Source organism: Plantactinospora soyae, assembly GCF_014874095.1.
In the GTDB taxonomy this organism is placed as follows: Bacteria; Actinomycetota; Actinomycetes; order Mycobacteriales; family Micromonosporaceae; genus Plantactinospora; species Plantactinospora soyae.
This window is the reverse complement of record NZ_JADBEB010000001.1, coordinates 599,868-614,059: the sequence shown is the minus strand read 5'-3', so window position 1 is coordinate 614,059 and position 14,192 is coordinate 599,868. Positions and strand designations below refer to the sequence as shown.

7 protein-coding genes are annotated in these 14,192 nt (G+C 73.2%); 5 read left to right on the top strand and 2 right to left on the bottom strand.

The window, feature by feature from the left end; genetic code table 11:
• The first annotated feature begins 49 nt into the window (after nt 1–49).
• From H4W31_RS02665 to purE, 5 genes are all read left to right on the top strand, one after another.
• Nucleotides 50–352 carry a hypothetical protein gene (locus tag H4W31_RS02665; protein WP_192765186.1) on the top strand — a complete coding sequence of 101 codons (303 nt, stop codon included), beginning with the start codon at nt 50–52 and terminating at the stop codon, nt 350–352.
• Between the two features lie 189 nt (nt 353–541).
• Nucleotides 542–3,133 (top strand): putative bifunctional diguanylate cyclase/phosphodiesterase, encoded by a 2,592-nt coding sequence (locus H4W31_RS02660; RefSeq protein ID WP_450091430.1) that lies wholly within the window; start codon nt 542–544, stop codon nt 3,131–3,133.
• 115 nt (nt 3,134–3,248) lie between these two features.
• Entirely contained in the window at nt 3,249–5,249 is a 2,001-nt protein-coding gene (locus H4W31_RS02655; RefSeq protein ID WP_192765185.1) for a thioredoxin domain-containing protein, read from the top strand.
• 13 nt (nt 5,250–5,262) lie between these two features.
• Nucleotides 5,263–6,438, top strand: a complete 1,176-nt coding sequence (locus H4W31_RS02650) for a 5-(carboxyamino)imidazole ribonucleotide synthase (protein ID WP_192765184.1) — start codon at nt 5,263–5,265, stop codon at nt 6,436–6,438.
• Nucleotides 6,439–6,443: 5 nt separating this feature from the next.
• Nucleotides 6,444–6,935: a 5-(carboxyamino)imidazole ribonucleotide mutase gene (gene purE / locus H4W31_RS02645; protein ID WP_318783700.1), complete on the top strand. Its 492-nt coding sequence runs from the start codon at nt 6,444–6,446 to the stop codon at nt 6,933–6,935.
• Between the two features lie 72 nt (nt 6,936–7,007).
• Here purE and H4W31_RS02640 read toward each other — a convergent pair whose 3' ends face one another.
• Nucleotides 7,008–12,116 carry an SCO7613 C-terminal domain-containing membrane protein gene (locus H4W31_RS02640; protein WP_192765183.1) on the bottom strand — a complete coding sequence of 1,703 codons (5,109 nt, stop codon included), beginning with the start codon at nt 12,114–12,116 and terminating at the stop codon, nt 7,008–7,010.
• Between the two features lie 215 nt (nt 12,117–12,331).
• Entirely contained in the window at nt 12,332–13,759 is a 1,428-nt protein-coding gene (locus tag H4W31_RS02635; protein ID WP_192765182.1) for a UDP-glucose dehydrogenase family protein, read from the bottom strand.
• Nucleotides 13,760–14,192 lie beyond the last annotated feature (433 nt).

Here is a 14,192-nt window from a genome sequence, read left to right as displayed (position 1 = left end):
AGGCGTACCGTAAGGGAGTGGACAGACCGCACATCGGAGGATTCCTGCCATGCTGACCGCCGCACAGGTGCTCGCGGAGAACAACTTCGGTGACACCCGGACCGGTGGCCTGGCGGGGCCGATGGGCCTCTTCATGATCACTGTGCTGGCCATCGTCACCGTGCTGCTGATCCGCAACATGAACGCCCGGCTGCGCCGGCTGCCCGACCGGTTTCCGGAGCAGCGGGCCGACGAGGCGGACGAGGCGGATCCGACCGGTTCCGAGCCCGACGGGGCGGCCGGGCCGGAGGAATCTGATGGAAGCGCTCCCAATACCCCTCAGCTGGATCGGAACAGCCCTTCCGCGCCATGATTCACGCTAATCCGACCCGGCGCCCTCTGTTGCGCCGAATCGGATTGGCTTAGCCTTCCGCCGGGGGACCAAAAGTCCCCGCACCGTGCGCGGAAGGGGGCGCCGAATGATTACCAGACCCGACGCCCAACGCCATCCGCGGGCCGGACACGTCGCGCAACGGCGGCTGACGAACGGCGGCGATCCGTGATCTCGGGTCGCCGGCTGGAACGTCTCCGCGATCTGGTCGGCGTCACGGCGGCACCTCGCCGGGTCCGCGTGCTCACCTTCACCGCGCTGGCGCTCGCGTTGGGCAGCGCCGCGTCCGGGTTCCTGATCACCACGGAACTGCCGGCTGACGACCCGCTGCCGCCCCTGGCCCGACTCGGCATCGCCACTGCGGTGGTGGCGGTCGCGCAGCTCTTCCGGCTCAGGTTCCGGGTCGGCGCCGGCATAGTCAGTGTCACCTGGGGCGAGGCGGCCTTCATCATCGGCCTGGCCCTGGTGCCGCCCGGTTGGCTGCCGGCCGCCGCCCTCGTCGGTGCGGGGTTGGCCTGGGCCCTGATGACCATCTTCGTCGACCAGCGGTCCGCGCTCGACGTCGTACACACCACCGCCGCGCTGGCGACCGGCGTGGCGTTGGCCACCGCCGCCACCCTGGGTGCGCTCGTCGCGCTGGGTGCCTCCGCCACGGACGTGCTGAGCGCGCCGGTCGGCACCGCACTGACGCCACAACTGATCGCCGCGCTGGCCACCGGATCGCTGACCTACCTGCTGACCACCACCGGAGTCGCCGGGCTCACCCTCTCGCTCAAGCACGCGGTGCCGCTCGGCCCGGCGTTGCTGCGGGCACTCCAGGGCAAGTTGCTGATGTTCGTCGGCAACGTGCTCGTCGGGCTGGCCGTCGTGGCCGTGGTCGAGCACGACCTACGCTGGCTGCTGCTCCTGCCGCCGGTGTTGTGGCTGCTGCAACAGACGTACAGCCATCGGTTGCGGGCCGACGACGAGCGCCGCGCCTGGCGGGCCCTTGCCGAGGCCACCGGCGCGCTCAACCAGCTGGACGAGCACGGGGTCGCGACGGCCGGGGTGACCGGCCCGCTGTCCCTGTTCGGGGCGGAGCGGGTCGAGGTGGACGTGCCGCGCGGCGACGGCCGGTGGCGGCGCTACCGGGGCGAGCCGGGTCGGCCGGTGGTACACCGCGACCTGATCGGGACCGATCGGCCCGAGTCCGGCGAACGGACCGACCAGGAGCTGGTCCGTTCGCTGATGGTCGGCACCGTCCAGGTTGGCGAGTTGCGGGTCCGGCTGCCCCGGGCGATACCTCCCCAGCAGCGCGAACATGACGCCCTGTCGGCCTTCGGCGACGCGCTGGCGGCCGCGCTGCACGACGCGGCGACGCACCGCGAGCTGCGGCTGGTGACGGCGCGATCGTCGTACGAGGCGGTGCACGACGCGCTGACCAACCTGATCAACCGGGCGGCGTTGCTGAGCAAGGGCGACGTCGCGCTGCACCAGCTCGGCCACGACCATCCGGTGGCGCTGCTGCTGCTCGACATCAACCACTTCAAAGAGGTGAACGACACCCTCGGGCACGCGGCCGGTGACGAGCTGCTCCAGGCGACGGCGGACCGGTTGGACATCCTGGTCCGGCCGGGCGAGTTGCTCGGCCGGCTCGGTGGCGACGAGTTCGCCCTGCTGATCCCGTCGCCCGCCGTGCTGTCCGAGCCGGGTACCGGAGCCGAGCGCTCCCCGATGCCGAACGTGCTGCGGCGGGCCCGCGAGATCGTCGAACTGCTCGCCACCCCGATCGAGGTGGCCGGGGTACGGATGTCGGTCGAGGTGTCGGTCGGAGTGGTGGTGGCCGGCGCCGGTACGGCCGACATGACGGAGTTGCTGCGCCGGGCCGACATCGCGATGTACCAGGCGAAGCAGGGCGGCGGCAGCGTGGCGTCGTACGACAGCGCCCGGGACGCGGCCAGCACCGACAAGCTCGCCCTGCTCGCCGAGCTGCGGGAGGCGCTCGACGTCGACGACCAGCTCGAACTGGCCCTCCAACCGGCGGTCGACCTCTGCACCGGGGAGCCGACCGGGGTGGAGGCGTTGATCCGTTGGCGGCATCCCCGCCGGGGCCGGCTGAATCCGGTCGACTTCGTCCGGACGATCGAGGGCAGCGAACTGCTCGGCGCGTTCACCCGGTACGTCGTCGACAAGGCCCTCGGGGTTGCCGCCGACTGGGCGCGACATGGTCTCGACGTACCGATCTCGATCAACCTCTCGGCCCGTAGCCTGCTCGATCCGCGACTGCCGGCCGAGGTGGCCGAGTCGCTGCGCCGGCACCAGGTACCGGCCCGCCGGCTCGTCCTGGAGATCACCGAGACGGTGGTGATGAGCGAGCTGGAGGTCATCGACGAGGTGCTCTCCGCGCTGCGCGCGATGGGCGTGCAACGCGCCGTCGACGACTTCGGCACCGGCTTCTCGTCGCTGACCTTCCTGACCCGGATCTCGGTCGACGAACTCAAGGTCGACCGGTCGTTCGTGATGCGGATGGCGGATTCGCCGGAGGCGGCGGCCATCGTGCGTACCACCGTGGACCTCGGACGCGAGTTGGGTCTGCGGGTGGTCGCCGAGGGGGTGGAGACCGCCGACCAGCGGGCCGCGCTCGCCGAGCTGGGCTGTACGGCCGCGCAGGGTTACCACTTCTTCCGGCCGATGCCCTCGGACAAGATCGTCGCTGTGCTCCGGTCACTGCTCGACTCCGCGCAGGTCCGGATCTTCCCGCTCCGGGCCGACGGCGCCTCCTGACGACTCCGCCGGACGATGAAGCAGGCGTCCACCGGCAGCTGGCCGGTAGCGGGGCGCCCCGGACTGTGCCGCCGTCGTACCGGCGGTGGCGGGTCGGGGAGGTTATGGTCGTCGGGTGAATCGACTGGCCAGTGCGACCAGCCCGTACCTGCTCCAGCACGCCGACAATCCGGTCGACTGGTGGCCCTGGTCGGCCGAGGCGTTCGCCGAGGCGCGCCGTCGGGACGTACCGGTGCTGATCTCGGTCGGCTACGCGGCCTGCCACTGGTGTCACGTGATGGCCCACGAGTCGTTCGAGGACGTGGCCGTCGGCCAGCTGGTGAACGACAACTTCGTCGCGATCAAGGTGGACCGTGAGGAGCGGCCGGACGTCGACGCCGTCTACATGACCGCCACCCAGGCGATGACCGGCCAGGGTGGCTGGCCGATGACGGTCTTCGCGGCTCCGGACGGCACCCCGTTCTTCTGCGGCACCTACTTTCCGAAGCAGAACTTCACCCAGCTGCTCCAGTCGGTCACCGAAGCCTGGACCGGGCAGCGGGAGGCGGTGCTGCGCCAGGGCGCCGCCGTGGTGGAGGCGCTCGCCGGGGCCCAGGCCGTCGGCGGCGCGACCGCACCGCTGACCGCCGACGTACTGGACGCCGCCGCGGACCAGCTCGGCCAGGAGTACGACGAGGTGAACGGCGGCTTCGGCGGTGCGCCGAAGTTTCCCCCGCACATGAACCTGCTCTTCCTGCTCCGGCACCACCAGCGCACCGGTTCGGCCCGGGACCTGGAGATCGTCCGGCACAGCTGCGAGGCGATGGCCCGGGGTGGCCTCTACGACCAGCTCGCCGGCGGCTTCGCTCGCTACTCGGTGGACGCCCACTGGACGGTGCCGCACTTCGAGAAGATGCTCTACGACAACGCGCTGCTGCTCCGGGTCTACACCCAGCTCTGGCGGCTGACCGGCGACGAGCTGGCCGGCCGGGTCGCCGCCGAGACCGTCGCCTTCCTCCTGGACGACCTGGGCACCTCCGCCGGTGGCCTGGCCTCGGCGCTGGACGCGGACACCGAGGGCGTCGAGGGCGCCACCTACGCCTGGACCCCGACGCAGCTCGTCGAGGCGCTCGGCCCCGATGACGGCCCCTGGGCCGCCGACCTGTTCAACGTCACCGCCACCGGAACCTTCGAACACGGCATGAGCGTGCTGCGGCTGGCCCGGGACATCGACGACGCCGACCCGGAGATCCGGGAGCGCTGGCAGCGGGTCCGGCTCGCGCTCCGCGAGGCGCGGGACCGACGACCGCAGCCGGCCCGGGACGACAAGGTCGTCGCCGCCTGGAACGGCCTGGCCGTCACCGCCCTGGTCGAGTACGCAACCCTCACCGCCGACCCGGTCACCGCCGCCACGGCGGTCACCATCGCCGAGGTGCTGGCCGACCGGCATGTCGTCGACGGGCGGCTGCGCCGGGTCTCCCGGGACGGTCAGGTCGGGGAGCCGGCGGGGGTGCTGGAGGACTACGGCTGCGTCGCCGAGGCGTTCTGCGCCGTACACCAGCTCACCGGGGACGGGCGCTGGCTGCGGCTCGCGGGTGGTCTGCTGGACACCGCGCTGGCCCGGTTCGGCACCGGCCAGGGCGGGTTCTACGACACCGCCGACGACGCCGAGGAGTTGATCAGCCGACCGGCCGACCCGACCGACAACGCCACCCCGTCCGGGTTGTCGGCGGTGGTCGCGGCGCTGGTGACGTACTCCGCGCTGACCGGGGAGCCGAGCTACCGCAAGGCCGCCGAGACCGCACTCGGCACGGTGGTGCCGATCGTCGCCCGGCACGCCCGGTTCACCGGGTACGCCGCCGCGGTGGGCGAGGCGCTGCTCTCCGGGCCGTACGAGATCGCGGTGGTCACCGCCGAGCCGGCCGGTGACCCGCTGCTCGCGGTGGCACACCGGAACGCCCCACCGGGCGCGGTGGTGGTGGCCGGCAGTCCGGGGCAGTCCGGCGTACCCCTGCTCGCCGACCGCCCGATGGTCGGCGGCGTTCCCACCGCGTACGTCTGCCGGGGGTTCGTCTGCGACCGGCCGGTGACCAGCCCGGACGACCTGCTGGCGCAGCTCGGGGCCGGCGGAGGTTAGGCTTGCGCCCGCTATGGATTCCCGCACGGGTCTGCCCGTTGTCGGCATGGTGGGCGGCGGCCAACTGGCCCGGATGACCCACCAGGCCGCGATCGCCCTCGGCCAGTCGCTCCGCGTTCTCGCGCTCGATCCCTCCGACGGTGCCGCGCTGGTCGCCTCCGACGTCCGGTACGGCCAGCACACCGATCTCGCCGCGCTGCGGGAGTTCTCGGCCGGCTGTGACGTGGTCACCTTCGACCACGAGCACGTGCCGACCGAGCACATCCGGGCCCTGGCGGCGGACGGTGTCGCGGTCTATCCGCCGGCCGAGGCGCTGCTCTTCGCCCAGGACAAGCGGGCGATGCGGGAGCGGCTGACCGAACTCGGCGCCCCGGTTCCGCGCTGGCGCCCGGTGACCGAACCGGACGAGCTGCTCGAATTCGGTACCGAGCTGGGCTGGCCGGTGATTCTCAAGGCGACCCGGGGCGGGTACGACGGCCGGGGCGTCTGGGTCGTCTCGGGCCCGACCGAGGCGGCCGAACTGGTCGGCACCCTGCGCGCCGCCGGCACCGAGCTGATCGCCGAGGAACGGGTCGCGCTGCGTCGTGAGCTGGCCGTACAGGTCGCGCGTTCGCCGTTCGGCCAGGTCGCGGCGTACCCGGTGGTGGAGACCGTGCAGCGGGACGGGATCTGTGTGGAGGTGCTGGCGCCGGCACCGAGGCTGCCGGAGGAGGTGGCGCTGCGGGCCCAGCAGCTCGCGATCGACCTGGCCACCTCGCTCGGCGTGGTCGGACTGCTCGCAGTGGAGCTGTTCGAGGTGATCGGCGCCGACGGCGAGCCGGCCCTGGTGGTCAACGAGCTGGCGATGCGACCGCACAACTCGGGGCACTGGACGATCGAGGGCGCCCGTACCTCCCAGTTCGAGCAGCACCTGCGGGCGGTCCTCGACTACCCGATGGGGGACACCGCGCTGACCGCTCCGGTGGTGGTGATGGCGAACGTGCTCGGCGGTCCGGACGGCGGCATGTCGATCGACGAACGGCTGCACCACCTCTTCGCCGAGGACCCGGGGGTCAAGGTCCACCTCTACGGCAAGCAGATCCGGCCGGGCCGGAAGGTCGGGCACGTCACGGTGCTCGGCGACGACCTGGAGAAGGTACGCGCCCGGGCGGTCCGGGCGGCGTGGTGGCTACGGGAGGGACAGGCGTGACGCAGGTGGCACCCACGGTCGGCGTGATCATGGGGAGTGACTCGGACTGGCCCACGATGCGCGCTGCCGCCGAGGCCCTGGCCGAGTTCGAGATCGGGTACGAGGTAGGTGTCATCTCCGCGCACCGCACCCCGGTCAAGATGATCGACTACGCGAAGACCGCCGCCGATCGGGGCATCCGGGTGATCATCGCTGGTGCGGGCGGTGCCGCGGCCCTGCCGGGCATGGTCGCGGCGGCCACCCCGCTGCCGGTGATCGGCGTTCCGGTGGCCCTCAAGCACCTCGACGGCCTGGACTCGCTGCTCTCGATCGTGCAGATGCCGGCCGGCGTCCCGGTGGCGACCGTCTCGATCGGCAACGGACGCAACGCCGGCCTGCTCGCGGTGCGGATCCTCGCCGCCTCCGACGAGACGCTCCGGAACCGGATGTCGGCGTACCAGGCCGAGCTGGAGGAACTGGTCGCTCGGAAGGACGCCGCACTGCAGGAACAGGTGTAAGGAAGGGCCCCTTCTTATCGCTTTTTGTAGAAGAAGGGGCCCTTCCTAACACGTCAGCGCCTTGCTGACACCTCAGCGCATGCCGCGTACGGCGCGGAAGCGCTCCTGGGTACGGCGGCGGTTCTCGTTGCTCGCGCCGAACGCCAGCAGCAGCAGACCGACCGGGATCAGCACCAGCCACGGGCCGAAGGTGAACAGCGCCCGCAGCGCGGCGAGTGCCGTGACGACCGCACCGATGATCACCGGAGCCTGCTGCCGGCGGTTGGAGCCGAAGATCAGCGTCGCCACCCCGCCGAGCAGCAGCAGCACCTGACGCACCGCGCTGTCGTTGCCGGCCATCACGATCACCATCGTCGGCAGGAACGCCGCCACCAGCGCCGGGCCGTACGCCACCCAACTGCTCAGGTCCGAGCGGTGCCGGAGTTCCAGCAGGCCGACCAGCAGCGCGAGTGCTGCGAACGGCAGCGTGTACGCCTCCGGCAGGGCGACGTCGGCCAGCGCCATCAGCAGCCACCAGGCGACGATCTCGCAGCCGACCGCCGACCAGAACAGGGTGCGCCGCTCGGTCGGGTTCCGGTACGGCCGTACGGCCGCCATCCCGAGCACCGCGCCCCAGGCGGCGAGCAGCGCGGCGATGTGCCGGGGCGAGTCGTACGCCAGCGCGGCGGCGATGAGCGCGGCCCCGTAGCCGCTCCACTCCACGGTGTTCGCCTCGCGCATCGCCTCGGGGCGGCGCAGCCGGGGCAGCATCGCCGCGACCAGCAGCAGGACCGCGCCGACCGCCAGTACCCCGAACGCGGACCACGCCGGGTCGAGGCCGAACACCAGTCCGGTGGTGAAGACGAAGGTCTGCGCCATCACGGAGGCGAAGAGCCAGCCGAGGATGCGGGCGTTCTGGGTCCGACCGCCCAGCGCGGCGACCGCACCGACGCCCACCGCCGCGCCCAGGGTGAACAGGGTCAGTTGCCGGGTCGCCAGCGCGCCGGCCAGTCCGGCACCGCCGGCCGCCATCCCGATCCCGAAGACCAGGATCCGGGTGAGTCGCAGCGAGCGGGCCACCTCGGCGTCCGGCGGCGGCGGGGTCAGCGCCAGTCCGAGCATCGCCAGGGTGAAGACCGCGAGCGCGGCCATCGTGCTGTGCGGCCAGCCCAGGCCGAGCGAGATCGGGGTGATGAGCAGCGTGATCGCCGCCCCGGGCAGCACCACCGGAATCGCCCGGGCCGGCCGGCCCCCGCTGAACCCGGTCGCGGCCAGCCCGGCTGCGATGGTCAGCAGCAGCGCCGCCAGGACGTTGCTGCCACCGTCGACGACATCGCTGCGGGTGTCGACGAGCGAGGCCGGCGGACCGTCCCAGATGTGGTTGAGGGTCTGGTACGGCTCGACCAACGCCGTGACCAGGGCCGGGGCGAGCGCGGCGACGGCCAGCGCGGTCGGCAGGGTGGCGGCGAGCATCGCCCCGACGGCGGGACTGACCGACCAACGGCCGGTACGGGCCGGCTCGGGCAGCCGGCGCAACGCCCCGCCGAGCATCACCGACCAGCGCCGGATCGGCTCACGGAGCGGCGTCGGCGCCGGAGTGACCGCCCGGACCAGTTCGGCGAGTACGCCGAGCAGGACGGCCGCGGCGGCGTACACGCCCCAGGGCAGCCCGGCGAGCAGGGCCGCGATCGCGGTCGCCGTCGCGCCGCCGACGATGCCGATGGTGGCGTACGGCAGGTACTGCGGCACCTGTCGGCGGACCAGCGCCACCACCGCCACCCCGAGGCTCGCCGCGCCGAGGTTGGCGAGGACGACGATCTCGGCGGACCAGTGCAGTGAGGCGGCGAGCGCGGCGAGCGAGCCGGCGAGCGCGAACAGGGCGCCACCGGCGGCGAGCCCGCCGATCTGGGCGGTCTGTGGCGGCAGCGTCCAGGACTCGGCCTCCTCGGCCGGACCGGACAGGGTGCCGACCACCCGGGCGAGGGTGGCGACGACGACACCGATCAGGGCGACGACGCCCAGGGCGATCGCGGTGGTCCACGGCCGGACCAGGCTCGCCCCCACGGCGTGTACGGCGACCGCGGCGGCGACGGTCGCCCGGGCCAGCCCGGCCCGGGGATCGGCGGCGACGACCGCGGTCACCCCGTAGACGGTGGCGACGGCGCCGCCGACCACGATCGGGGACCACCAGGGCAGCCCGAGCGCCGCCGGGGTGCCGATGGTGGCGAGCCCGACACAGACGCCGGCCACGTCGTACGCCCAGGGGCGGGGCAGCGCGATCGCGGCGGCTCCGGCCAGCAGCACCAGGGCGACCGGTGCCTGCCAGCCGCTGGCGGCCCCGCCGACCGGCCAGTCGGCGAGGTTGGCTTCCCAGAGCCGGCCGGGAGTGGCCAGTACCCGCAGCCCGCCGCTGAGCGCGGTCCAGCCGGCGATCAGCGCGACGATGCCACCGGTCAGCGCGATGCCGAGGACCGGGCCCCGGCGCCAGTCCGCCGGCATGGCCCGGATGCCGGCGGCGACCACCAGGATCAGGAACGCGGCTGCGGCGAGTTCGGCACCCTCACCGATGATCCCGGCGATCCTGGCCAGCGTGCCGACCAGCGCGGCCGTGACCGCGGCGGCGGCGATGTCGGAGCCATCGAGCAACCGGTCGGCCCGCCGGCCGGCGTCGATCGACGGCGCCAGCACCAGCAGTACCGCGCTGACCAGGAGCAGTCCACCCACCCAGGCGTCGGCGAGGGTGGCGCCGGGCGCGCCGAAGGCCGCCGCCGTCACCGCGAGCGCGCCGAGTCCGGTGCCGAGGGCCAGCGGCGGGCTGATGCGCCGGTGGGCCACCTGGGTGACGGCGGCGTAGCAGAGGACCGCGCAGACGGCCAGGAAGCTGGCGGCGAGCACCGGTTCGGTGGCCTCCTGGACGGAGTCCACCGTCGGCGTCGCCTCGATCCGCACCGTCGCGGCGACGAACGCCGCCACCGCGCCCGGGAACGCGAACGCGGCGCCGCCGGCCGCCCAGTCGGCGACCAGCCCGGCCGACTGGCCCAGCGGGGCGAACCGGGCGGCCGGCGCCGCCGCGATCAGTGCTCCGGCGACGGCGAGGGCGAACAGGACGGCGGCGGTCAGGCCGGGGCGGACCACCGAGGCGGCGGCTCCGGCGAGCCCGACCGCGGCCGCGGCGGCGGCGTGGGTCAGCGCGCCGCGCCGGGTCTCGGCGGAGAGACCGACCAGACCGATGCCGATCGCGACCAGTACCGCCGGCCAGGGAGCCGCCGCCCAGGGCAGGCCGAGCGAGGCCGGCATCGCCAGCGCGGTCAGGGCCGCACCGACCACGGCGAACTCGCGGCGTATCTCGGGTGGCGAGGCGAGCACGGCGGCGATGGTGAGCAGGAAGGCGGTGACGGCGAGCTGCCAGGAGGTGGCGCCCACCCCGGCGGCGAGCGTGCCGGGGTAGTCGGCGAGGTCGGCCTCCCAGACCGGCAGGGCGGCCCGGATCGGTGCCATCGCCGCGCGCAGCGCACCGCCGGCCACCACCACGCCGATCACGACCAGGGCGGCCGCCGAGGCCAGCTGCGGGCCGCGACGGGCCGCCTCCGGCACCGCCCGTACGCCGAGTCCGGTGAGCGCGATGACGGCGGCGATCACCACCAGGGCCCGGCCGGGCAGCGCGACGGCGGCGATCCGGCCGGCGGCACCGATCACGGCCAGGGTCAGGATGGCGGCGCCGATGTCCGGCAACGGTGGCTGGCGCAGGGCCAGCGCGCCGGCCAGGCCCACGACGGCGGCCAGCAACAGCGCGGTGCCGGCCCGGGTCGCACTCGGCACGGTGTCGGCGCTGACCAGCGCGGCGACCGCGCACACCACGGCGGCGGTGAAGGCCAGGGCGTGCAGCGTCCAGGTCAGCTCCCGTACGAACGGGGTCGGCGCCGGGCGGGCCCGGGGGGTCCGGACCCGGTTGCCGGGACCACCCTGCTCCGGATCGACCTGGAGGACCGCGTCCGCCTCCTCCGGAAAGGTCTCCGGTCGGTCCGGTCCGCCGGCGCCGGACTCCGGTGGTTCGGAGCCGTCCGGCTCGCCCCGGTCGGCGGACCGGACAGGCCGTTCGGGAGCACCCGTCGTCCGGGTCGCCGGGCCGGTGGAGCGGAACTGCTCGGAACCGGCCGGGCCGAACTCCCGGGCGGCGGGACCGAACCGGAACCGGGCGGGCCAGCCGGTCAACCGACCGTCGTCGGTGAACAGCCGGCTGAGGTAGAGGTTGCCGACGGCCACCGCAGTCAGCACCACGGCCCAGCCGGTCGGGCCACTGAGCCAGGCGTACGCCAGCAGGGGCAGGATCGGCTGGACGGCGAGTACCGCCGCGTACCGGGGGGCGTTCAGGCCGGTGGCCCCGGCGTACGCCGCCGCGACGACGGCGGTGAGCAGGAAGACCAGCCCCGCGAAGAGTGATCCGGGCACCCCGCTGTCGCCGAACCGGTTGACCGTCCAGAGGGAGTACCCGACCAACGGCACCAGGAGCAGTCCGACCGCCGCGACGGTCTCGGCGGTGGCGACCAGGCCGCGCCGGGCCAGCCGGGGCGGAACGGCCAGCATCAGCACGGTCGCCAGCACCAGGATGGCGACCCGGCTGAAATCGTCCAGTGAACTGAGGGCCACGGCGGCGAAGACCACCGCCGCGATGCCGAGCAGCAGTGCGCCGAGCCCGAGCAGGATGTTCTGGACCTCGCGGGTCGACGCCTCGGGTCGGGCCGTCGAGTCCTCGTCCCAGGTGGGCTCCGCGCCCGGTGGCGGCGGGGGTGGCGGGGGCGGTGGGGTCGTCCGGTCCGCCCGTCCGCTCTTCGGCTGCCGGGGTACCCGGGGCGGCGGCGAGCTGGGCGTGACGGTCGGCGGGGTCGGGGTCATCGGGCCGGCCGCCGCCGGACTCCGGCGGCCCGCCTTGCGGCGGAGCACCCGGCGTGGCTTGGTGCTCTGCTTGCGCCGCTGGTCCGCCGCGTGCCCCAGGATGTCCCGCTGGAACAGTGCCGCCTGCATCTGGGAGGCGATCGTCTTCTGTTCCTTGGCGAGCGCCGCCTCACGGATCTTCATCTCCGCGATCGACCGTTCGATCCGGGCCAGGTCGTCCGGCCGTTCCGGCTGCTCGGCCCCGCAGTGCGGGCATCGTGGAGCCGCCTCGATCTCCCGGCCACACGAGGAGCACTGGTACGTACTCACGGCACCCCCTCCAGCCGGCGCTGACGCCGCATCACGGGCTTCCACCGAAGCATGCCCAAGGCGGGCAACCGTTGAACAGCCCCCGATCGCGTGCGAAGCCCGACTGAGGAGATCCTAAGAGTCCGGCCGTGGACCTGTTCGGGTCCACGGCCGGCAAGTCGGCGTCGAATTCATGATTGTCGCGTTGCGGCGACTCCGCTAGGAGTCCGGCACGGCTACGGGCGGCCCATGCCCCGGTACTCCCAGCCGGCCTGGGTCCACAGTCCTGAGTCGAGGCAGTTGCGGCCGTCGACCACTCGGCGACCCGAGGCCAGCTCGCCCAGCGCGATCGGATCGGCGTTGCGGAAGTCGGCCCACTCGGTGAGTACGCAGACCAGGTCGGCGCCGCGTACGGCGTCGTTCATGCTGGCCTCGTACGTCAGCTCGGGCCGTTCCCGACGGGCGTTCCCCATGCCCTGCGGGTCGTACACGCGTACGTCGGCACCGGCCTTGGACAACGCGGCGGCCACGGCGAGTGACGGGGCGTCCCGGACGTCGTCGGAGTTGGGCTTGAAGGTGGCACCGAGCACCGCGACCCGGGTGCCGGAAAGGTCGGGACCGGCCGGGCCGTAGCGGCGGCCGAGCAGTTCGGCGGCGAGTTGGAGCACCCGGCTCCGGCGCCGCAGGTTGATCAGGTCCACCTCGTGCAGGAAGCGCAGCGCCTCGCCGGCACCGAGTTCCTGGGCCCGAGCCTGGAAGGCCCGGATGTCCTTGGGCAGGCAGCCGCCGCCGAAGCCGACCCCGGCCTGGAGGAAGCGGTTGCCGATCCGGGGGTCGTAGCCGATCGCCCGGGCGAGCTGGGTAACGTCCCCGCCGGCGACCTCGCAGACCTCGGCCATCGCGTTGATGAACGAGATCTTGGTGGCGAGGAAGGCGTTGGCGGCCACCTTGACCAGTTCGGCGGTGGCGAAATCGGTCACCACCAGCGGAACCTCGCGGTCCTCGGTGGCGGCGAGGTCGAAGACGCCCTTGTGCGAGGCGTAGAGCATCCCGTTGGCCCACTCGGTCTTGACGCCCACCACGATCCGGTTCGGGCGCAGCACGTCCTCGACGGCGAAGCCCTCCTGGAGGAACTCGGGGCTCCAGGCGACCTCGACGCCGAGATCGGCTTCGGCGTGCTTGCCGACGAGCTGCTCGATCCACTCGGCGGTGCCGACCGGCACGGTGGACTTGCCGACGATCAGGGCCTTGCGGATCAGGTGCTGGGACAGCCCGGTCACCGCCGCCTCGACGTACGACAGGTCGGCGCCCATCCCGTCGGCCCGCTGCGGGGTGCCGACGCAGATGAAGTGGACGTCGCCGAAGACGGCGGTCTCGGCGATGTCGGTGCTGAACCGGAGCCGACCGGCCGCCAGGTTGCGCTTGAGCAGCTCGTCCAGGCCCGGCTCGTGGAACGGCACCTCGCCGCCGGCCAGCTTGGCGATCTTCTCCGCGTCGACGTCGAACCCGATCACCTCGTAGCCGAGTTCGGCGAAGCAGATCGCGTACGTCGCGCCCAGGTAGCCGGTCCCGAGGAAGGTCAGTCGCGGGCGGGCGGCCCCGGAGGGCGGGGTCACCGCCGGAATCGTCGGCAGGGGCTGAGTGCTGGGGTACGGGATCGTCACGCCTGTGTTCTCCGCTCGCAGTGGCGGCGCTTCATTGCGTCGCGGTCGGGAGGTCGGCGCTGGAGGAGAGCACCGATGTCGGACATTGTGGGCCTGGTACACCTGGGTGTCACGGCCGCGCGGTCGGCGAGTCGGCCGCCCGCGCGAGGGACTACAAGCGCTGAGCCTACGCGGACGGCGCTTCTCGGCGCATCTTCGGTCGGCATCTTCACAGCGGCCCACCACCAGCGTGTCGTCCGCGGCGCCGCCCGACCGGGCCGCCCGCGAAGGAGGGTCGGCAGTCCTCCCGGACAGCGGCGGCCGTCGAGGCTATTCCCCCGATTGTTGCTGGTAGGCGTGCTTCGTGACCGACCCGCATCGCCGTCCTCCGAGATCTTGACCGCCGGAAATGCCTGGTCATAGGCTCCGATCTCCCATACGCCGATTTTGAAGA